Here is an 18276-nt window from a genome sequence, read left to right as displayed (position 1 = left end):
CGAGCGACTAGTTGTCCGGCTTCCAGTGAGCGGACGGCCACTCACCGCGCTCGACGGCGTCACGCATCTGGCGGACGAGCAGATCGGCGACCGCGTGGACGGCAGGCGGGATCCGGGGGGCGCTCGGCAACGCGAGCACGACGGTGCGCTCGACCGCCGGGGAATGGAGCGGCGCCGCACTGAGCAGGCCGCTGGCGACATCACCGGCAACGGCGATGCCCGGCAGGATCGTCCAGCCGTGACCAGCTCGCACGAGTCTCTTCTGGATGCTCACCTCGTTGGTCTCGACGACGATGTTCAGGCCGATGTCGAGTCTCGCGCACGCCTCCGCTACCAATGTCCGAATTCCGTGGGGCGCACTGGGCATCACGACCGGGTGGCTCGCGACTTCCTCGAGGGTGACCGGCCGTCCGGTGTCGAGCCCGCCGTCGGGCGGGGCCACCGCCCAGAGGTTTTCGGCCAGCAGTGCTCGCACGTTGAGCGACGATGTGGATTTCAGGTTGTAGAGCAGGCCGAGGTCGATGTCACCGGCATCGAGCCACTGCCGCACGTGTCCTGCGTAGCCGGACACTATTCGCAGCCGGACGGCGGGATGCTCCTGCAATACGGCCGCGACGAGTCGTTCGGCGAGCAGTTCGGAGGTGGAGGAAAGAAGTCCGACCGTCACGATCCCCTGCAGCACCCCCGGATTCGGGCGGATCTCGGCCCGCGCCCGCTCGAGTTCGGACAGCACCCTCCGGGCGCGCTCGAGCATGAGCCGGCCGGACTCCGTCAACTCCATTCCCGCACGGCTGCGTTCGAACAGTGGAACACCCAGTTCCTGTTCGAGCGTGTGAATTTGGCGTGTCACCGCTGGCTGGACCAAGTGGAGAAGTTCGGCTGCGCGGGTCACGCTCCCGGCGTCCGCCACCGCAACGAGCGCAGTCAACTGCTTGACGTCCACCGGACGACCCACCTTCCCGAGCTACCCGCCGTCCCACACCATCAGCAGGCGATATACAAGAGCGGCATCGATCACAACGAAGAATATCAATGGTCAGGCAGACGATGAAGTGCGCCTCAACCCAACTCGTGAGCGAATTCTCACGGTTCGGCGAGGAAGCCGATCGCCGCGGCGCCCGCGACAGTGTGCGCTTCCTCGAAGTACGCGTGCCGTGCGCCCGGCAGCAAGAGCATGCGGGAGTTCGGGATCCGCTCGGCGAGCAGGGGAGCGTTCTCGACCGGGGACAGAAGGTCGTCGGTCCCGTGCAGGACGAGGGTCGGCGCACTGATCGACGGCAGCGCATCCCACGCGTCATGACCGTTGCTGGCCCGCAGGTGGGCGAGCTTGGCGTGCGCGGGCATGTCCGGGTCCCCGAGGGTGTTGTAGGGACCGGGATTTCGACCGATCCACTCCCGCGTGTACATCAACTCCAGTAGGGCGCGGCGCGACCGGTCGGGATCGGGTTGCGCCAGGCTCGCTCGGACTTCGCGGCTGCGCTCCACCGCGTGCGTTCCGCCGGGCGAGGTGCAGCCGAGGATCAGGGCGCGGACACGCTCCGGGTGACGCGCGGCGACCCATTGCGCCACCCGGCCTCCCATGGACGTGCCGTAGACGTGCGCCCTCTCGAGGTCGAGGGAGTCCAGCACGCAGATCACATCGTCGGCGAACAGTACTGTGCTGTAATCGGTCTCGGGCTTGTCACTTGCTCCGGTTCCGCGGTAGTCCACCGTGATGGTGCGGAAGTGCGTGTCGAAGTCCGCGCGGACGCGGTCCCACCAGTGGTGATTGTTGGCCTGACCGGCGAGTAGCAGCAGCGGGGGTCCGCCGCCGCTGACCTGGTACGCGATACGCGTTCCGTCGGACGCCACTGCATGGGGCATTGCCGTCCCTCAGACCGCGTCTGCCGTGTGCAGCTCGGAGATCGCGCGGTCGGTGTAGCCGAGCTCGCCCAGGATGGCGTCGGTGTGCGCGCCCAGAGCCGGAACCGGATCGAATCGAGGTTCCACACCACTGAGGTTCGCGGGCGGCAGCAATGCCCGAACCGGGCCGCCCGGGGTAGCCACCTCACGCCAACGGTCACGTCCGGCCAGGGACGGGTGGGACAGAAAGTCCGATACGGTGCCCAGCCTGCCGTTGGCGATCGACACCTTGTCGAGCAGGGCGAGGGCGTCGTCCGTGCTGAGCAGACGCGTCCGCTCGGAGATCAGAGCGTTGCATTCCTCACGGTGCGCCACCCGCGCGGAGTTGCGGCAGAAGCGCGGGTCGGTGGAGATCGACTCGTCGCCGAGCACCTCGGCGCAGAACGCGGACCATTCGCGGTCGTTCTGGATCGACAGCAGGACCGTGCCGTCGGCGGTCGGGAACGGGCCGTACGGGGCGATCGTCGCGTGTTCCGCTCCGACCCGGCTCGGCTGCCGGCCACCGTATTCGGTGTAGTAGGCGGGAGATCCCATCCATTCGCCGAGCGCCTCGAACAGAGCGACCTCCACAGCGCGGGCGGTGCCGGTGGTTGCACGCGTGTACAGCGCGGACAGGATCCCGCTGTAGGCGTACATACCGGCCGCGATGTCGGCGATCGACACACCGACCTTGGACGGGCACTCGTCGGGGCCGGTCAGCGACATCAGACCGGATTCGCCCTGGACGAGCATGTCGTAGGCTTTGCGATCCGACCAGGGCCCGGTGTTGCCGTAACCGGACACGTCGCACGGAATCAGCGCGGGGTACCGCTGCTGGAGCGACTGGGCGTCGAGGTTCATCCGGGCTGCCGCGCCGGGCGCCAGGTTCTGCACGAAGACGTCCGCTGTGGACAAGAGCTTTTCGAGGATGTCGCGGCCCTCGTCGGACTTCAGGTCCAACGTCAGAGACTCCTTGGAACGGTTGAGCCAGACGAAGTAGCTCGATTCGCCGTGCACGGTCTCGTCGTAACGCCGCGCGAAGTCGCCGGCGTCGGGACGTTCCACTTTGATGACGCGGGCACCGAGGTCGGCCAGCTGCCGGGTCGCGAAGGGTGCAGCAACTGCTTGTTCGATACTCACAACGGTGATCCCCGCGAGCGGTAGGGCGGTCTGCGATGCCATGGAGCCAGCCTTCCTCGAAATGTACGGCCATTTTGCCTCTATGTAGCGACCACCGTCAATCGGGTGGATGACAGGTTTTACACGTACTTGAGGTTGTCGGCCGTACCCGGCCGCCTTCTAGCCGTGGTGGCGGCGGTACGCCTCGACCGCCCCCGGATGGCGAGGGACGCCGGCCGTCTGGATCAGTGATCGGGCGTCGAGAAACTGCGCGCCGACGGTATCGGGGGGAATCAAATCCTGGGCTCGATCGATGAGAAGGTCGACGAGGGCACCGGCCACGGCGTCGGGCAGCTGCGGCGAGGCGACGAGCAGACTGGGAACCCCCACCGTCGCGGTCTCGGCGGTGTCACCGTACGTCCGGGCAGGAACCGAAACCGGTTCGTACATGGGCCCATAGATCCTGCGCATCTCGGCGTACTCGACGGACAGGTCGAGTAGCCGGATCCCCCCGTCCGGACCGTGCCCCGGCCGCGGCATCGCCGCCGGGGTGGGCACGCCACCGGCCCACAGCGCGGCGGCGACCGTACCGTCGCGCAGGGAGTCGAGGACGGTGGTGAGTGACACCGGGCGCACCGTCACGTCGTCGACGGTCAGTCCGCTCGCCTCGAGGACCCGCCTTCCGGTCTGTGCGGTTCCGGAACCCGGGGAGCCGAGACTGATCGTCTGACCGCGAAGATCTCTCATCGAGCGAATGGGTGAGTGTGCGGGCACCGCGCACTGGAGATAGTTCTCGTACACCCGGCCGATGGCCAGCATCGGAGTGGCCGACTCGACGGCGGAGTCGGCCAGCGTCAGCCCGATGAGTACCTCACCCGACGCCAGCAGCGACAGGTTCTCCAGGGAACCGGTGGTGTAACGCACCGTCAACCGGAGATCCCCACCCGAGGCGGGCGGGACGTCTGCAAGCAACTCGGCGAACTCGGCCTGGAAACCGTCGCGCTCCCCGGACGCGATTTCGTATGTCCCCGTGGGCTGGGTACGTGCGCATCCCGACAGTGCGACCGCTGCGGCCACACCGCCGATGAACTGTCGCCGGCTAATCATCGTCCAGCTTCTCCACGTGCGGTTCGAGCCACAAGCGTACGCGCAGTCCGCCGGCGGGGGCCTCGTCGATGACGAGACGGCCGCCGTAGGCTGCGGTGACGACCTCGACGATGGACAGGCCGAGTCCTGTTCCGGCCTGGTCGCTGGCTCGGAAGAAGCGGCCGGTGAGCTTGTCGCGCAGCTCTTCCGGAACTCCCGGACCGTCGTCTGCCACCCACACGCACACCGGAGAGCGGTCCTGTGACGGCTCCACGACGACTCCGATCTCGATGGTCGGGTGTGGGCCTGCGTACCGGGAGGCGTTGTCGATCAGCACATCGAGCACCTGGGACAGATCGTTCTCGGCGATCGCGACCGGAACACGGTCGACGTCGGAGGCTGCGACCGTGACCAGACGCGCACCACGTTCGCGGGCCGTCACGGACCAGAAGTCGACCCGGTCGGCTACCACCGACAGTGCGTCGCAGGCCGCCTCGGACCGATCGGCCCCGAATCGCGGTGTCTCGGCCGAGGCGAGCGAGAGAAGGCTGTCGAGAATGGTCTGTAAGCGTTTGGCCTCCTCGGTCACGCTGTGATAATCCTCGCGCGCACTGTCCGGTACACCGTCGTCCAGAAGGTCGAGGCGAAATTGCAACGCCGCAAGCGGGTTCCGCAGTTGATGGGCGGTGTCGGCGATCAGGCGCTGTTGCGCGTCCGCTGCCCGCAGCACAGCCGAGGACATCACGTCGAACGAATGCGCGAGGCGACGCACCTCGGGAGGCCCGCCTGCCGCCGTGGCCGGCAGCACCGACTGCGGCGGCGCGGAAGTCTGCGGCATCCCCGTGTCGGGCATCCGGCGGATGAGTTGCACGATTCCCTTGGACAGGTTCGCCAGCGGTCCGAGCACCCACCGGCTCAGGGCGATCGCGAGGACACCGAACGCGACCAGTGCCAGCACGGCGCCGGCCGCGATCACCGCCCATTGCCGGAGGATGTCGGAGCGGGCCTCGGCGGTCGAGGCACGCAGCACGATGGTGCCGTTCACCTGAGCGCCCGACCCCACCGGCTTGACGAACAGGGCCTCGTCGTCGCTCCACGGGAACAGCCGGTCGACGGTGGACACGCGCTCGTTGCGCAGTCCGCTGCGAATCGCGGCGTCGATTCCGGGTTCGTCGCCGTCGAGGCCCACGCCGAGGGTGGGCACACCCCGCGTGGAGACCACCAGCACGCCCTCGCCGTACACGTCGTCGTACGCCTCGACCTCCCCGGCGATCCTGGCGGGGTCGCCGGTCCTGACGTACTCCTCGGCGAGGACGGCGAACCGTTGGATGTCTCCCTCGCGGCCGAGTGTGAACGCCTGCGTCCGCGAGTCCGCAGTCGCGAGCGCGAGGGGAATGGCGAAACTCGCGACCGCACAGGATCCGAGTATCGCGAGAATCAGCAGTAACCGTCGGCGCATGTCGATTCGACCCCGAGGTCAGCACACCCACCGGTAGCCGAAACCACGGATGGTGCTGATCAGCCCGGGCCGGTCCAGTTTGGCGCGCAGAGTGCCGATGTGGACGTCGAGCGAACGCGAAACCGCCACGAACGCGTCCCCCCAGACCCGATCCATCAGTTGCTGACGGCTGACAGCAGCCCCCGGGTTCTCGAGCAGGATCTCGAGAAGGGAGAACTCCTTCGACGTCAGGTCCACCTCGGTGCCCGCCACGGTGACGGTGCGGGAATCGAGGTCGACGCGGACGTCCCCGGTGACCACTTCTCGTGGTGCGCCGCCTTCGACAGCCATACTTCGCCGGCGCACCACTTCGATGCGAGCGAAGAGCTCCGACATCCGCGCCGGCTTGACCAGGTAGTCGTCGGCGCCGCCGCGCAGGCCGCGCACCACCGAACGTTCGTCGTCGCGGGCGGTCAGGATGATGACGGGGACGGCGCTGACCTGGCGCAGCTGACGCAGCACCTCGAGCCCGTCGCGGTCCGGTAACCCCAGATCGAGCAGGACGAAGTCCACCTCGCCGTGGTGCAGCAACAGTTCGGACCCGAACTTCATCCGCACAGGCTGGTGCGCCTGCCGGGTCAGTCCCGCAACGAGTGCGTTGCCGACGCCGTCGTCGTCTTCGACCACCGCGATGCGCATAACCGGCATTGTCCCCCGGCCGCGGTGCGCCGGGGGAACAATGCCGGGGGACGAGGGATCAGACACGCTCGAGTCGGCGGTCGTCGCGGTCTTCCTCGCGTCCGTCGCGGATGGGATTCTCCGTCTCGGGATCGAGGGTGGTGCCGCCCTTGCCCTTGGCCATGAACAGCGCGGCGACCAGGGTCAGTGCCGAGCAACCGACGACGTAGTAGAAGAACACGGATTCATGTCCGGCCTGCTTGAGAGCGAGCGCGAGAGGCTCGGCCGTGCCACTGAACAGGGCGGCGGTGATCGCGTGCGGCAGGCCGACACCGAGCGCGCGGACCTTCGTCGGGAACAGCTCCGCCTTGACGATCGCGCTCAGCGCGCTGTAGGCGGTCACGATGACCAGTCCGGTCATCATCAGGCCGAACGCGACGAACGCATTGGTGGTGTTGCCGAGAACGGTCAGGATCGGGACGGTCAGCACGGTCGAGCCGACACCGAAGAACAGCATGACCTTGCGGCGACCGATGCGGTCGGAGATCAGTCCGGCCACGGGCTGCAGGAGCATGTAGATGAACAGTGCGGCGAAGTTGATCCATGCCACCGTTTCCGGGGCGATCCCCGAGGTGTTGATCATGTACTTCTGCAGGTACGTGGTGTACGTGTAGAACGCGACGGTGCCGCCGATCGCGAGGCCGAACACCATCGCGAGTTGCTTCGGGTACTGCAGCAGCAGTCGCAGGGTGCCGCGCTTGGCCGACGGCTTCGTGCCGGATGCCTTCTCGGCAGCGATCCGGGCCGCTTCCTCCTTGTACTGATCCGACTCGTCCATCCCACGACGGAAGAGCATCACGGTCACGGCGGCGACAGCGCCGATCACGAACGGAATGCGCCAACCCCAGGCCTGCATCTCGTCGATGGTCAGAAGCTGCAGCAGGATGATCTGGACACCGAGCGCCGCGAGCTGACCCAGAATGATCGACACGTACTGGAAGCTCGAGTAGAAGCCGCGTCGACCCGGCGTCGCGACCTCGGAGAGATACGTGGCGCTGGAGGCGAATTCGCCTCCCACGGAGAGTCCCTGGATCAGTCGCGCCATCACCAGCAGCGCCGGCGCGAGCATGCCGATCGCCTCGAAACTCGGTGTCGCAGCGATGATCAGCGATCCCGCGGCCATCATCAGCACCGACAACGTCAGAGCGTTCTTGCGCCCGTACCGGTCCGCATATCGGCCCAGGATGTACCCACCGATCGGGCGCATCAGGAATCCGACCGCGAAAACCAGTGCGGTGGAGAGAAGCTGGGCAGTCGTGCTGCTCTGCGGGAAGAAGGACGCCGCGAAGAACACGCTGAACGCTGCATAGACGAACCAGTCGTACCACTCGACGAGGTTGCCGATGCAGCCGCGAACCACGTTCGCAACAACCCGCCTCTCGCCGGTCGACGACGCTGGGTTCGAAGTCGTGTGTCGCATGATGTTCCTTCCTCAACTGCTGTGATGATGCATAGTCACTGACACCAATGTGGTCGCCGCCACAGCGAGAGGGAAGGGATGAGCCGCTTTCCTTACATTCGCTTTAGACGGCACTGCTGCGGGTCGCTCGGACCGCGGCCGAGGGCAAATCTCATCGACATCGGCTATGCGACCGTGCCACGCACGTTGTCGCCGACGTCAGCGCAGAGGGCTACCGAGATCGGAAGCCGAACTCCTGGCCAGCGGGGGCGCGGGCGGCACGAATTCCGGTGTTCGGCGGATGAAGTCGGAGATACGGCTCCACATTTCCGGAGGGTTAGAGTACATCGGAAAATGTCCACTGTCCGCAATTTCGGCGACCTCCACACCATGGGTAGCCAGGTGTTCCAAATAGGACAACGATGCGTTCTGCTGTCCATACATGAACATCTTGGGCGCGGGTATCGCCAGGAAGCGGTTCATCAGATCGCCCTGGTCGGAGAGTTCCACCATCGACTCGAAGATTCCACGCACGGCAGCGGCCCGGACCTTGTGCCGCAGACTGGCGGAATACAGAGCGCTCGAGAAGTACCGCGAATTCCAGGCTCGGTCGATGAATCCGGCCAAGAAGCCTTCTGGGTCGTCGTTGGGATGGTTGATGATCTGGCGACTGAGAAAACAGTCCTCGGGTGCCACGTTCCCTTCGATGTCGATGAAGGAGGCGATCCGGTCGGGGTGTTCGTCACCCAGGATCAGTGCCGTCAGACCGCCCATCGAATGCCCGATGAGGTGAAAATGGTCGATCTCGAGTTCCTCCAGCACCCGTAGCGCCGTGGCAACGAGAAACGGAATGGAAATTCGTGAAAGGTCGGCGCAGTCGGTTTCACCGCAACCTGGAGCGTCGTAGGCGAGAATCGGATGCTCGGTGAGTTCCGCCCTCTGCATCACGTCTGCATAGTCTTCTTTTGTGGAGCCGAACCCGTGAAGGAAGACCAGAGGGACCCCGGTTCCCTCACGGAACATCGCCGAGATCTCGACTTGGACGCCGTCGATTACGAGCGGTAGTCGAAACTTGTTCATTCTCTTCAATTCTGTCACGCGGAATGTCTCCTGCTATCGGTATTCAGTGGGAGTACGCACTCTGACGGCCCGACATCGCCGGAACGTGGATGCCACGCTTCGGCACCATTTCGACGAGACCCCTGCGCCTGAAGCAAACGCTCGGCATTCGCCGCCCAGGTTGTGGCCGCGCCGGCCCTGCCTGCGCGGCCACTCGTTCAACTACTCGATCCCGGCTGCGCGCCGTGACCGGTCGTCCCACTTGGGGTCGACGCCTGCCGTGTGCGGTCCGTGTCCCTTGCGATACACCATGAGGGTCCGTTCGAAGGTGATGACGATGGTGCCGTCCTGGTTGTAGCCGATGGTGCGCACGGTGACGATGCCGATGTCCCTGTGGGACGAGGACTCTCGTTTGGTAAGGACCTCCGATTGGGAGTAGATGGTGTCGCCCTCGAACACCGGATTCGGCAGGCGCACCCGGTCCCAACCGAGGTTGGCGTGCACGTGCTGGGAGATGTCGGTGACGCTCTGCCCGGTGACGAGGGCAAGGGTGAAGGTGGAGTCGACGAGCGGCTTACCCCACGTCGTCTGACTCGAATAGTGCGCGTCGAAGTGGATCGGCGCCGTGTTCTGGGTGAGAAGCGTCATCCACGAGTTGTCGACCGGCAGCACCGTGCGGCCGAGCGGGTGCCGGTACACGTCTCCGATCTCGAAGTCTTCGAAGTAGCGGCCGGGCCAGCCGGTGACCGGGGGCGCCGACTGCTCGACCTGGGTTTCGCTGCTGCTCAAGGTAGTTCTCCTTCGGTAGTTCGTCGCCGACGGCGTGACCCGGCCGACGGCGGAGGGAAGAGTGTGTGTTCAGGACCTGACCGCTGCGTACTCGCCGAGCCACGTCAGGATGCTGTCGGTGTGTTCCCCCAGACCGGGTACGGGGCGCATCTCGTGTTCGGCGCCCATCACCGTCACCGGGGGGAGTAATCCTTCGAGCGGTCCGACGGGGGAATCGAATTGTGCCCACCGGGAGCGTGCCACGAGCTGCGGGTGTTCGGCGAACTCGTCCATCGTGCGCTGCCGGGCATACGCGATCTTCGCCGCTTCCAACCTGTCGACGAGGTCCGCGCCGGTGAGGCCTGCGGCAACGTCGCCGATGACGCCATCGAGGTCGGCGCGGTGCGCGACCCGGTCGGCGTTGGTGACGAACCGCGGATCGTCGATCAGCTCCGGCGCCTGCAGCACGACACGACAGAACACGTCCCATTCGCGTTCGTTCTGCAAACCCAGGTTGACGACCTCCCCGTCCGCCGCAGTGAACGGTCCGTACGGCGCGATGGTCGCGTGGCTCGCTCCCGTCCGCTTCGGCGCCGATCCGCCGTATCGGGCGTAGTAGTCGGCGTACCCCATCCACTCGCCGAGCGCCTCGAGCATCGAGATCTCGAGGTTGGCGCCCCGGCCGGTCCGCCCACGATCGAGCAAGGCGGTGAGGATCCCCGAGTAGGCGTACATGCCGGCGCAGATGTCCGCGATGGACAGTCCGACCTTCGAGGGCTCGTCCTCGGTTCCGGTGATCGACACCAGTCCGGCCTCGCATTGGATCAGCAGGTCGTAGGCCTTGCGTGCCTCGTAGGGGCCGCCGCGGCCGTATCCGGAGATATCGCACGTGATCAGGTTCGGGTGGGTATCCCGCAAGCGCTCGGCCCCGATGCCGAGGCGTCCGGCAGCGCCGGGTGCCAGGTTCTGGACGAGGACGTCGGCGCGGTCGACGAGTTGGTGCAGGATCCGGTTGCCCTCCTCCGAGCGAACGTCGAGCTCGATGCTCTCCTTCCCGCGGTTCGTCCACACGAAATGGCTCGCCATCCCCTGGACCGTTCGGTCGTATCCGCGTGCGAGATCTCCGACACCGGGGCGTTCGATCTTGATTACCCGAGCACCGAGGTCTGCGAGTTGCCGGGTCGCGAACGGTGCCGCGATCGCCTGTTCGAGCGAGACCACCACGACACCCTCCAATGGGCGATGCACAGGGTGGGGAGCAAAATCCGAACGCTCGGTACTCACGTCATTCTCCTTGCCGGGTCGGTCGCGTCAGTGCCCTTTCACTGTCGCGCCCCTGCGGGTGTTTGTGAAATGCCGATATCCGCCGATCCTCATACGTTCCGTGTATAAGCTCAGGCAGTGAACTTGCAGGAGTTGCGATGGTTCGTCGCCCTCACCGAATCGGAGAACATCACCGCTGTCGCCGCGGAGATGCACGTCACGCAACCGACGTTGTCGCGGGCCATAGCCCGGCTGGAGACGGGGTTCGGGGTGCGGTTGTTCGACCGGCGGCACAATCGGCTCCATCTCAACCGGTACGGCGAGATTCTTCGCGCACATGCGTTGCGCGCATTGAGCGAAGTGGATTCCGCGCACAACCGGATCAGCACCCTGGCAGATCCGAACGAGGGCACCGTCTCCCTCTGCTTCCTGCACAGCCTCGGCGAGTGGCTCGTGCCGGAACTGATCAGCAGGTATCGCGCCGAACATCCCAAGGTGAGATTCGAACTACGCGGTGCTGCAGCAGATTCGGTTGCCGACGACATCCGGGTCGGCCGGTCCGATCTCGGTTTCGTAGCCCCCGAGCCCTCCGTCGACGACCTCGTGTGGACACCAGTGGCCACCGAACCGGTTCGCTTGCTCGTTCCTGTCCGTCACCGGCTGGCTCGCCGCAAAACGGTGAGTTTCGCCGAGGTCGCCGAAGACGATTTCGTGGCTCTCACGCCGGAGTACGGGCTGCGCCAGCTCACCGACCGTCTCGCCCGAGCTGCCGGCTTCGCCCCGCGAATCGCGTTCTCGGTCACCGAGGTCGGCACGATGCGCGCCATGATCGCGGCCGGAGTGGGCGTGGGAGTTGTGCCTGCTCCATCTGCGGCCGCGGACCCTCCCGACGGAACTACACTGATCGAATTGCGTGATCGCGATGCGTGGCGAACGATCGGCATGATCCGGGCCGATCGGCCCCTCACCTCCTCGGTCGCCGAAGGCTTTCACAGGTTCGTCCTCGAGACGCTCGTCGAGAACACCACGGGACCCGCCGGGCCTCCTCGACGCGGGTGATCGTGCCGGCCGTCCAGCTCTCAGTCGAAGACACCCCCGGCGCCGGGGGTCAGCGCAGGACGAACGGGTTTCCGGTCGGTGCTCCGATGTTGATCCACACGCTCTTGGTTTCGAGGTACTCGTCGATTGCCTCGGCACCGTTTTCCCGGCCGATACCGGAGTCCTTCACCCCGCCGAACGGCAGCATGAAGCTGACCGCGCGGTAGGTGTTGACCCAGACCGTCCCGGACTCGATCGCCTCCGCCATGCGGAACGCGCGGGGCAGGTCGGTGGTCCAGACACCGGCACCGAGACCGTACTTCGAGTCGTTGGCAATGGCGATCGCCTCGTCTTCGGTGTCGAACGGGATCACCGCCAGCACCGGGCCGAAGACTTCCTCTTGCGCCAACCGGGATTGATTGCTCACCCCGGTGAACACTGTCGGCTGTACGAACCACCCATCGGTTCCGGTGCCGGTGGCCACGCCGCCCCCGAGCGCGAGTTGTGCACCCTCGGCGGTGGCGATGTCGATGTACTCGAGCACCTTCTTGTGCTGGTCACGAGTCGTGATCGGACCGACCTGGGTGTCGGGGGACATCGGGTCACCGATGCGCGCTGTGGAGGCAAGCGCGACCAGCTTGGCGACGACCTCGTCGTGCACGGATCGCTGCACCAGAAGCCGGCTTCCGGCAATGCAGGTCTGACCGGACGCGGCGAAAATTCCCGAGACCGCGCCGTTGACCGCGGCGTCGAGATCGGCGTCGGCAAAGACGATGTTCGGTGACTTGCCGCCGAGTTCGAGCGAAACCCGCTTGAGACCGCGCGCCGCCGCGGCCCCGATGTGCCGCCCGGTCGCGTCCGAGCCGGTGAAGCCGACCTTGCGCACCAGGGGGTGGTCGACCAGCGGCCCTCCCAGGTCGGGCCCGAATCCGGTGACCACGTTGACCACTCCCGCCGGCAGGCCTGCCTGTTCGAGGATACGAACGAATTCGAGGGTGGAGGCGGAGGTGTATTCGGAGGGCTTGACGACCACCGAACAGCCAGCGGCCAACGCGGGTGCCAGCTTCCAGGTGAGCAACAGCAGCGGCGAGTTCCACGGGGTGACGATTCCGACGACCCCGATCGGCTCGCGCCGGGTGTAGGTGAAGTATCCCGGCTTGTCGACCGGAACGACGCGGCCTTCGATCTTGTCGGCGAGACCACCGTAGTACCGGTACCACTGCGCGAGATACCGGCACTGGCCGAGCATTTCGCTGTAGAGCTTGCCGTTGTCCCGGACCTCGGTGCGGGCGAGGAGTTCGGCGTTCTCCTCGAGCGCGTCGGCGACGCGCTGCAGGATCAGACCGCGGGCGCTGGGACTCATCGTCGCCCACGACCCGGTGGTCATGGCACGGTGCGCGACCTGGACGGCGTCCTCGACGTCCTCGGCCTGCCCGCGCGCGATCTGCGCCCACGGCCGGCCGGTGAAGGGGTTGTCGGTCTCGAAGTACGTCTCGTCAGCGGACGGGCGCTGCTGCCCGCCGATGTGGAGCAGGTATTTCTGCATGGCAGGGTTCTCTCTCGGTTCGGCGTCGGCCATCAGAACGTGTCGAGGCCGAGCGCGGCGCGGAACTTGTTTTTCACCGCCGTGCCGTCGCGGGGCGGAAGGGCGCGCGGCGGCTCGGTCTGCTCGATGAACACCTGAACGAAGGTCGTACCCTCGCGGGCGGTGACGATCTGTGCGACACGGTCGACGTCGGCGATGTCGCGGACCCGTTCGGTGCGGGCAATGCCGAACGACGACGCGATGCCCGCCAAATCTGCTCCGAGACTGGAGTGGCTGCGCTGCATGCCCGTTTCGCCGAAGTGCCCGTTGTCGAGGACGACGATGGTGAGGTTCTTCGGGGCCTTGACCGCGACCGATCCGAGCGCGCCGATTCCCATGAGCTGTTCCCCGTCACCGGTGATGACGACCACGGACTCGGCCGGACGAGCGAGAGCGAGGCCCAAGCCGGTGGGTACGGCGGCACCCATGGCACCCCATAGATAGAAGTTGCGGTCGCGCTCCCCTGCGGCGAAGACGTCATAGGACGGGGAGCCGAGACCGGTGACGACCAGTGCCTCCGGCGCTCGGTCGAGCAGTGTCGCGACGAACTCGCGTCGGTCGAGGCGTTCGCCGGCGAGGGTTCCGATGGTCGAGTTGCTGACGTTCACTTGCGCTCCCACTTCTTGCGTCCGATGAGCCGCTGGCCCAGGAGCACTGCGACGCGCTCACCAGCGAGAAAAGCCTGATCGAAGGCGGCGGAGACGACCTCGCCGACCTGATCGGGGTCGTCGACCCGGAAAACTGTGATGCCCATGAGTTCGAGGGCCTGCTGCGTGGTCGAACCCATGGGGATCTGCCACGGGTTGAACTCGGCGTACTCACCACGCATGGTCACCAGCGTGAGGAACGGAAACTTGCACATCTCCAGCAGGGAGAACATGTTGACGCAGTTACCGACTCCGCTGCTCTGCATGAGCAGGACCGCGCGCTGCCCGCCGAGCCAGGCGCCGCTGACAACGCCGACGCCCTCTTCCTCGGTGGTCAGCACGACGTCTTCGATGCCAGGGTCGGCGATCGCGGCTTGGATCGCGTACGAGTGGCCGGCGTCCGGTACGTACGCGATCTGCTGGACATCTCCTTCACGCAGAACGTCGAAGACGGACTTCTGCCAGCCGGGTGCGCTGACTGTGGAATTCATGGGTGCTCCGATTCATGACGATGGACGCTCCCAAAGATCATGAAACAACATGGTGGCGGTGTGGTAATAGAATTTCGTGATACTGCTATCAAGGGTTTTGTTTGCGCGGGAAGGACCCACCGGGCAGGCCTTGATCATCTACGTTCGCGACGGCATCGCTCAGCCCGGACGTGTTCCCGGCGTTCGCACAGGGGTGGGCAACGCGCACCCTAGGGTGTCTGTCGAACCGCGTGTCCGGACGGCAGTGTTGTTGTGGCCAAGGAATACTCGACCACAACCACCAAGGACTCCGCATGTTTCGCCACACCGCCCTTCGCGCCGGCCTGATGTTCGCCGCGGTCGCATTCTCTGTCACCGGCGCAGCCGGAATCGCGCACGCCATGCCCGCCTCGTCGGGGGCGGCTGATGTCGCAGCGGTCTCACAGTCGGACCGCGATGCCCGCGACCGGGATCGGCGCGATCGTTTCGACGACGACGAGCAGGCCATGCTCTGCGAGGGTCAGGCCATCGTCGACCGGCCCAGCTGCTCGTCGTTGCCGTACTGATTCGCATCGATCGGGCGGCCCTCCGCCGGCGCCGCTGCCGCGTTCAGTGCGGCAGCGGCGGGTGAACCGATGCCGCAGCCGCGTATCGTCTGCTGCAAGGTAACCCCCGCACCCGATGGCTTCGCCCATCGGTCCGCCTACTGCGCGGGGTCTGACGATGCTCGAGCATGCCTCACCCCAGACGCTCACGGTCTTCGTCGACGACGAGCCTGTCTCCGCAGACTCCGTCTGGCACCCGGGTGACACCGTGACCACCGCCCTCTCCTGGCTCGACGAGCAGCAGCTTCCCGCCGAGCTCCGATCACTGGCCGAGGAGGACGAGATTCGACCGAACGGTGTCGGCCGAGGAGTCTTCTACGTCGACAGGTACCCGGGGTTCTCCCCTCAGCCCGTGCTGTCCGTGAGCGGAGTGGTCGCGACGATCGAGGTCGTCGCGAACCTCGAACTGCACACCGACCACGGCTGGAAACTGTTGCCCGACACCGTACAGATGTGGGAGGTACCCGACACGGGCACATGGCGCATGCCGAATCGGCAGTACTCGACGCCCGGCACGTCCGGTGACCTTCGATTCATCGAACAACACGAGTTCGTCGAGCGGTACGGCGTCACCACACCGACCTTCCGTCGCGATTCCCGATACTTCCGGGTGGCTCTCTACGTGGCCGAGTGAGAGCTACCGCCTACCGGAGTTCTAGCCGCACATCCCGGAACGCGAAGATGCCGACAACCCAGTCGAAAGCCGTGGGCCCGTCCTCCCTCAGAGCACGCTCGAGGTCGGCGCGCACCCTCTCCCGGTTCGTGGGGTGGCACTGCGCGAGACGCTGCTCGAGCTGACGCGCAGTCTCTGCGTACCCGAGAGCCTCGCGGGATCTGTCGCTGTACTCCCATACGAACAGGAAGCGGCCGTCATCAGGCGTGCCGTATCCACCGGTGAGGCAGTCGGCGAACGCGTCCAGGTTGCGGCCGAAGTACCCGCCTTCACCGCGTACCACTTCTCCGACCACCGTGAAGACGTCGTCGAGCGTGTGGATGCGCGAGCCGTCGATCACGTATGTCACGGGCTGTCCGGTCATGGTTCGATCATTCCTGACGGGAGATGTAAAGGGTCCGTGACGAATCAATCGGTGTCTCTTCACTTGTCCTCAGATGTCGATCGAATGACGTATTGACTAAATTGCACGACTCCGAGACCGCGATCCCATGTTTGTTCACTCGATCGATTTTGATATTCATTGGGCATGACAACGCCGATTCCTCCTGGCTGGCACCCCGATCCTCAGGGCCAGCCTCACCTTCGATGGTGGGACGGCAGTCGGTGGACCTCCGCTACACAACCCTTCGCGGGCACGGAGAATCCGGTACCCCGCACACCGGCCTCCGGCACCGCCGACATTGTGCAAGCGCAGCGACCCCTGTCCGTGTTCAACGCCAAGAAGCGCGCTCAGGAACTTCAGACCGAGGTCGACAGACTGCAACTTCTGGTCGACCGCATGGGCCTTGCCGGGGTCTCCGCGCTCGACGCCGAATCCACCCGACTGACGGCGGAGGTCGCCCGACTTCAACACGAGAAGGTTGATCTGGATCAACAGATCACAGCGGCGCGGGGTGCGCTTATCGAGGCGCAAGTGCAGCAAGAATTGCAATCGGTCGGGCTATATCGTTACCAACACCCCGCAGAGACGTCTGTGCAACTCAAGGATGAGCTTCTCCGCGTACAGTCCGCGATCAAACAGGCTGTCAAAGACAAGACGGCAATCACCGCGACCACAAACTTTACGTTCAATAACTCCGCAGCTCAGGGCCGCAGGTTTGTCTCCGATATGTCTCGAATGATGCTCCGCGCCTATAACGCCGAGGCCGAGAACTGCGTCAAGACTGTGAAGGCTGGCAACCTGCCCGTCGCCAGCCAGAGACTGTTCAAAGCGGCTGACCAGATCTCGAAGCAGGGCCAGATGATCAGCTTGCGGGTCACCGATCATTACCATCGACTGCGGCTCACAGAACTCGAACTGGCGGCCGACTTCCACATGAAAGTTCAGGAAGAGAAGGAAGCTGAACGCGAACGCCGGGAGGAGTTGCGCGAGCAACGCAAAGCTGAGCAAGAGCTTCAGGCGGAACGCGCCAAGCTGGAGAAGGAACTCGCGCACTACCGCAATGCCCTCACCGCACTCGAAGCGAGTGGTGACACCGCGGGAGCGCAGCGTTTACGCGACAAACTCGGCGACGTTCAGCACGCTCTCGATAACGTCGACTACCGAGCTGCGAACATCCGCGCAGGATTTGTCTATGTCATCTCCAACATGGGGGCGTTCGGAATCAACACGGTCAAGATCGGCATGACCCGCCGACTCGAACCAATGGACCGCGTCCGCGAGCTTGGTGACGCATCCGTGCCCTTCCGCTTCGACGTACACGCGCTGTTCTTCGCCGATGACGCGGTGACCGTCGAGGCCAAGCTTCACCAGGCCTTCGCCGACCGCCGCGTCAACAAGGTCAATACACGGCGCGAGTTCTTCTATGCGAGCCCTGCGGAGGTACTCACAGTCCTGCAACGCGAGATTGGCGAAGTCATCTCCTTCACCGAAGAACCCGAAGCTGACGAATACCTCATAAGTATCGGAAAGAAGGATGTTTCGTTGTAGCGACAGCGGTGTCAGCGAACGGGTCGACTGTGTCGCACGAGATCGTGTACGGGCGGCGAGTGAACCGATCAACGCTGGTGGCGCGCCGTGAAGCGCTCGGACCAGCGGACCCCGGGATGCGCCGCGAGCAGTGCCCGGCGCTGACGTTCCGTCATCCCACCCCAGATGCCGAATTCGACTCGATTGTCGAGTGCGTACGCACCGCATTCCGTCAGCACCGGGCAGTGCCTGCAGAGGGCGGCGGCCTTGCGTTGCGCGGCACCTCTGACGAAGAGCTGATCCGGGTCTCCTTCTCGACACTGAGCCCGCGTTATCCACTCGAGTTCCGCTGCGGGGCGTGCGAGGTCGTGACGCCTGTTCGGTTTGCACATGAGTCATCCCCCTCTCGAAGATCGAGCACAGGTCGGGGCAGTGGGAATGTGGGTACGTTCCGGTGAAATGAGTGAAAGATCCAGTTGCGAAGAGTTTTTCGCAACGCATCGGCTCCGGTGGCGAGGTGCGATCGACGATTGCACCGATTACAGATTAACTGCACTCCGTGCCGATCGCGCGCCGAAGATCGGCACGGCCGTTG

The 18276-nt window shown here is 65.2% G+C and carries 19 protein-coding genes; 4 read left to right on the top strand and 15 right to left on the bottom strand.

Annotation, left to right across the window (positions count from 1 at the left end; genetic code table 11):
- Window positions 1-7 precede the first annotated feature (7 nt).
- From DTA22_RS14510 to DTA22_RS14460, 10 genes are all read right to left on the bottom strand, one after another.
- Entirely contained in the window at window positions 8-943 is a 936-nt protein-coding gene (locus tag DTA22_RS14510) for a LysR substrate-binding domain-containing protein (protein ID WP_037242845.1), read from the bottom strand.
- Between the two features lie 140 nt (window positions 944-1083).
- Window positions 1084-1863, bottom strand: a complete 780-nt coding sequence (locus tag DTA22_RS14505) for an alpha/beta fold hydrolase (protein WP_174233802.1) — start codon at window positions 1861-1863, stop codon at window positions 1084-1086.
- Between the two features lie 9 nt (window positions 1864-1872).
- Window positions 1873-3063 carry a CaiB/BaiF CoA transferase family protein gene (locus tag DTA22_RS14500; RefSeq protein WP_112299866.1) on the bottom strand — a complete coding sequence of 397 codons (1191 nt, stop codon included), beginning with the start codon at window positions 3061-3063 and terminating at the stop codon, window positions 1873-1875.
- 117 nt (window positions 3064-3180) lie between these two features.
- Window positions 3181-4107, bottom strand: coding sequence for a TAXI family TRAP transporter solute-binding subunit (locus DTA22_RS14495; RefSeq protein ID WP_112299865.1), 927 nt, complete (start codon window positions 4105-4107; stop codon window positions 3181-3183).
- Entirely contained in the window at window positions 4100-5545 is a 1446-nt protein-coding gene (locus DTA22_RS14490; RefSeq protein ID WP_112299864.1) for a sensor histidine kinase, read from the bottom strand. The genes DTA22_RS14495 and DTA22_RS14490 overlap by 8 nt, the downstream gene beginning before the upstream one ends.
- Before the next feature lie 18 nt (window positions 5546-5563).
- Window positions 5564-6223: a response regulator transcription factor gene (locus DTA22_RS14485; RefSeq protein WP_005249969.1), complete on the bottom strand. Its 660-nt coding sequence runs from the start codon at window positions 6221-6223 to the stop codon at window positions 5564-5566.
- 58 nt (window positions 6224-6281) lie between these two features.
- On the bottom strand, window positions 6282-7682 hold the full coding sequence (locus DTA22_RS14480) for an MFS transporter (RefSeq protein ID WP_112299863.1): 1401 nt from the start codon (window positions 7680-7682) through the stop codon (window positions 6282-6284).
- A 198-nt stretch (window positions 7683-7880) separates the two neighbouring features.
- Window positions 7881-8759, bottom strand: a complete 879-nt coding sequence (locus DTA22_RS14475; RefSeq protein WP_218027708.1) for an alpha/beta fold hydrolase — start codon at window positions 8757-8759, stop codon at window positions 7881-7883.
- Between the two features lie 183 nt (window positions 8760-8942).
- Window positions 8943-9509: a MaoC family dehydratase gene (locus tag DTA22_RS14465; RefSeq protein ID WP_112299861.1), complete on the bottom strand. Its 567-nt coding sequence runs from the start codon at window positions 9507-9509 to the stop codon at window positions 8943-8945.
- Between the two features lie 69 nt (window positions 9510-9578).
- Window positions 9579-10772 carry a CaiB/BaiF CoA transferase family protein gene (locus DTA22_RS14460; protein ID WP_112299860.1) on the bottom strand — a complete coding sequence of 398 codons (1194 nt, stop codon included), beginning with the start codon at window positions 10770-10772 and terminating at the stop codon, window positions 9579-9581.
- 117 nt (window positions 10773-10889) lie between these two features.
- Between DTA22_RS14460 and DTA22_RS14455 the strand changes: the two genes are divergently transcribed.
- A complete protein-coding gene (locus DTA22_RS14455) occupies window positions 10890-11810 on the top strand; it encodes a LysR family transcriptional regulator (RefSeq protein WP_112299859.1) in 921 nt (306 codons plus the stop codon).
- Between the two features lie 49 nt (window positions 11811-11859).
- Here the strand turns inward: DTA22_RS14455 and DTA22_RS14450 are convergent, their stop codons facing one another.
- From DTA22_RS14450 to DTA22_RS14440, 3 genes are read right to left on the bottom strand one after another with little or no spacing between them, the layout of a single operon-like run.
- Window positions 11860-13335, bottom strand: a complete 1476-nt coding sequence (locus DTA22_RS14450; protein ID WP_112300350.1) for an aldehyde dehydrogenase — start codon at window positions 13333-13335, stop codon at window positions 11860-11862.
- A 32-nt stretch (window positions 13336-13367) separates the two neighbouring features.
- Complete coding sequence (locus tag DTA22_RS14445; protein ID WP_081792725.1) at window positions 13368-13982, bottom strand: thiamine pyrophosphate-dependent enzyme; 615 nt, start codon at window positions 13980-13982, stop codon at window positions 13368-13370.
- Window positions 13979-14512 carry a thiamine pyrophosphate-binding protein gene (locus tag DTA22_RS14440; RefSeq protein ID WP_037242860.1) on the bottom strand — a complete coding sequence of 178 codons (534 nt, stop codon included), beginning with the start codon at window positions 14510-14512 and terminating at the stop codon, window positions 13979-13981. The genes DTA22_RS14445 and DTA22_RS14440 overlap by 4 nt, the downstream gene beginning before the upstream one ends.
- Window positions 14513-14805: 293 nt before the next feature.
- On the opposite strand from DTA22_RS14440, the gene DTA22_RS14435 reads away from it, so the two are divergent.
- Together DTA22_RS14435 and DTA22_RS14430 are read left to right on the top strand one after the other, a co-directional pair.
- The gene (locus DTA22_RS14435) at window positions 14806-15057 is read left to right on the top strand and encodes a hypothetical protein (RefSeq protein WP_037242862.1); all 252 of its coding nucleotides are present in this window, start codon (window positions 14806-14808) and stop codon (window positions 15055-15057) included.
- 115 nt (window positions 15058-15172) lie between these two features.
- Complete coding sequence (locus tag DTA22_RS14430; RefSeq protein ID WP_112299858.1) at window positions 15173-15730, top strand: hypothetical protein; 558 nt, start codon at window positions 15173-15175, stop codon at window positions 15728-15730.
- A 10-nt stretch (window positions 15731-15740) separates the two neighbouring features.
- On the opposite strand, the gene DTA22_RS14425 is transcribed toward DTA22_RS14430, so the two are convergent.
- Window positions 15741-16133, bottom strand: coding sequence for a barstar family protein (locus tag DTA22_RS14425; RefSeq protein WP_112299857.1), 393 nt, complete (start codon window positions 16131-16133; stop codon window positions 15741-15743).
- Between the two features lie 165 nt (window positions 16134-16298).
- Here DTA22_RS14425 and DTA22_RS14420 point away from each other — a divergent pair, with 165 nt between their 5' ends.
- Window positions 16299-17702 (top strand): DUF4041 domain-containing protein, encoded by a 1404-nt coding sequence (locus DTA22_RS14420; protein ID WP_112299856.1) that lies wholly within the window; start codon window positions 16299-16301, stop codon window positions 17700-17702.
- A gap of 68 nt (window positions 17703-17770) precedes the next feature.
- Here the strand turns inward: DTA22_RS14420 and DTA22_RS14415 are convergent, their stop codons facing one another.
- Complete coding sequence (locus DTA22_RS14415; RefSeq protein WP_112299855.1) at window positions 17771-18073, bottom strand: WhiB family transcriptional regulator; 303 nt, start codon at window positions 18071-18073, stop codon at window positions 17771-17773.
- Window positions 18074-18276: the final 203 nt, after the last annotated feature.

Source organism: Rhodococcus wratislaviensis, assembly GCF_900455735.1.
GTDB classification, from domain to species: domain Bacteria; phylum Actinomycetota; class Actinomycetes; order Mycobacteriales; family Mycobacteriaceae; genus Rhodococcus_F; species Rhodococcus_F wratislaviensis.
The sequence above is the reverse complement of the archived record's forward strand: the minus strand, read 5'-3'. Positions and strand labels throughout refer to the sequence as shown.

Coding starts and splice junctions, on each gene's coding strand:
- DTA22_RS14450 (WP_112300350.1), bottom strand. CDS start 13,335: ATGCAGAAATACCTGCTCCACATCGGCGGGCAGCAGCGCCCGTCCGCT.
- DTA22_RS14440 (WP_037242860.1), bottom strand. CDS start 14,512: ATGAATTCCACAGTCAGCGCACCCGGCTGGCAGAAGTCCGTCTTCGAC.
- DTA22_RS14430 (WP_112299858.1), top strand. CDS start 15,173: ATGGCTTCGCCCATCGGTCCGCCTACTGCGCGGGGTCTGACGATGCTC.
- DTA22_RS14480 (WP_112299863.1), bottom strand. CDS start 7,682: ATGCGACACACGACTTCGAACCCAGCGTCGTCGACCGGCGAGAGGCGG.
- DTA22_RS14425 (WP_112299857.1), bottom strand. CDS start 16,133: ATGACCGGACAGCCCGTGACATACGTGATCGACGGCTCGCGCATCCAC.
- DTA22_RS14420 (WP_112299856.1), top strand. CDS start 16,299: ATGACAACGCCGATTCCTCCTGGCTGGCACCCCGATCCTCAGGGCCAG.
- DTA22_RS14415 (WP_112299855.1), bottom strand. CDS start 18,073: ATGTGCAAACCGAACAGGCGTCACGACCTCGCACGCCCCGCAGCGGAA.
- DTA22_RS14435 (WP_037242862.1), top strand. CDS start 14,806: ATGTTTCGCCACACCGCCCTTCGCGCCGGCCTGATGTTCGCCGCGGTC.
- DTA22_RS14495 (WP_112299865.1), bottom strand. CDS start 4,107: ATGATTAGCCGGCGACAGTTCATCGGCGGTGTGGCCGCAGCGGTCGCA.
- DTA22_RS14505 (WP_174233802.1), bottom strand. CDS start 1,863: ATGCCCCATGCAGTGGCGTCCGACGGAACGCGTATCGCGTACCAGGTC.
- DTA22_RS14485 (WP_005249969.1), bottom strand. CDS start 6,223: ATGCGCATCGCGGTGGTCGAAGACGACGACGGCGTCGGCAACGCACTC.
- DTA22_RS14500 (WP_112299866.1), bottom strand. CDS start 3,063: ATGGCATCGCAGACCGCCCTACCGCTCGCGGGGATCACCGTTGTGAGT.
- DTA22_RS14490 (WP_112299864.1), bottom strand. CDS start 5,545: ATGCGCCGACGGTTACTGCTGATTCTCGCGATACTCGGATCCTGTGCG.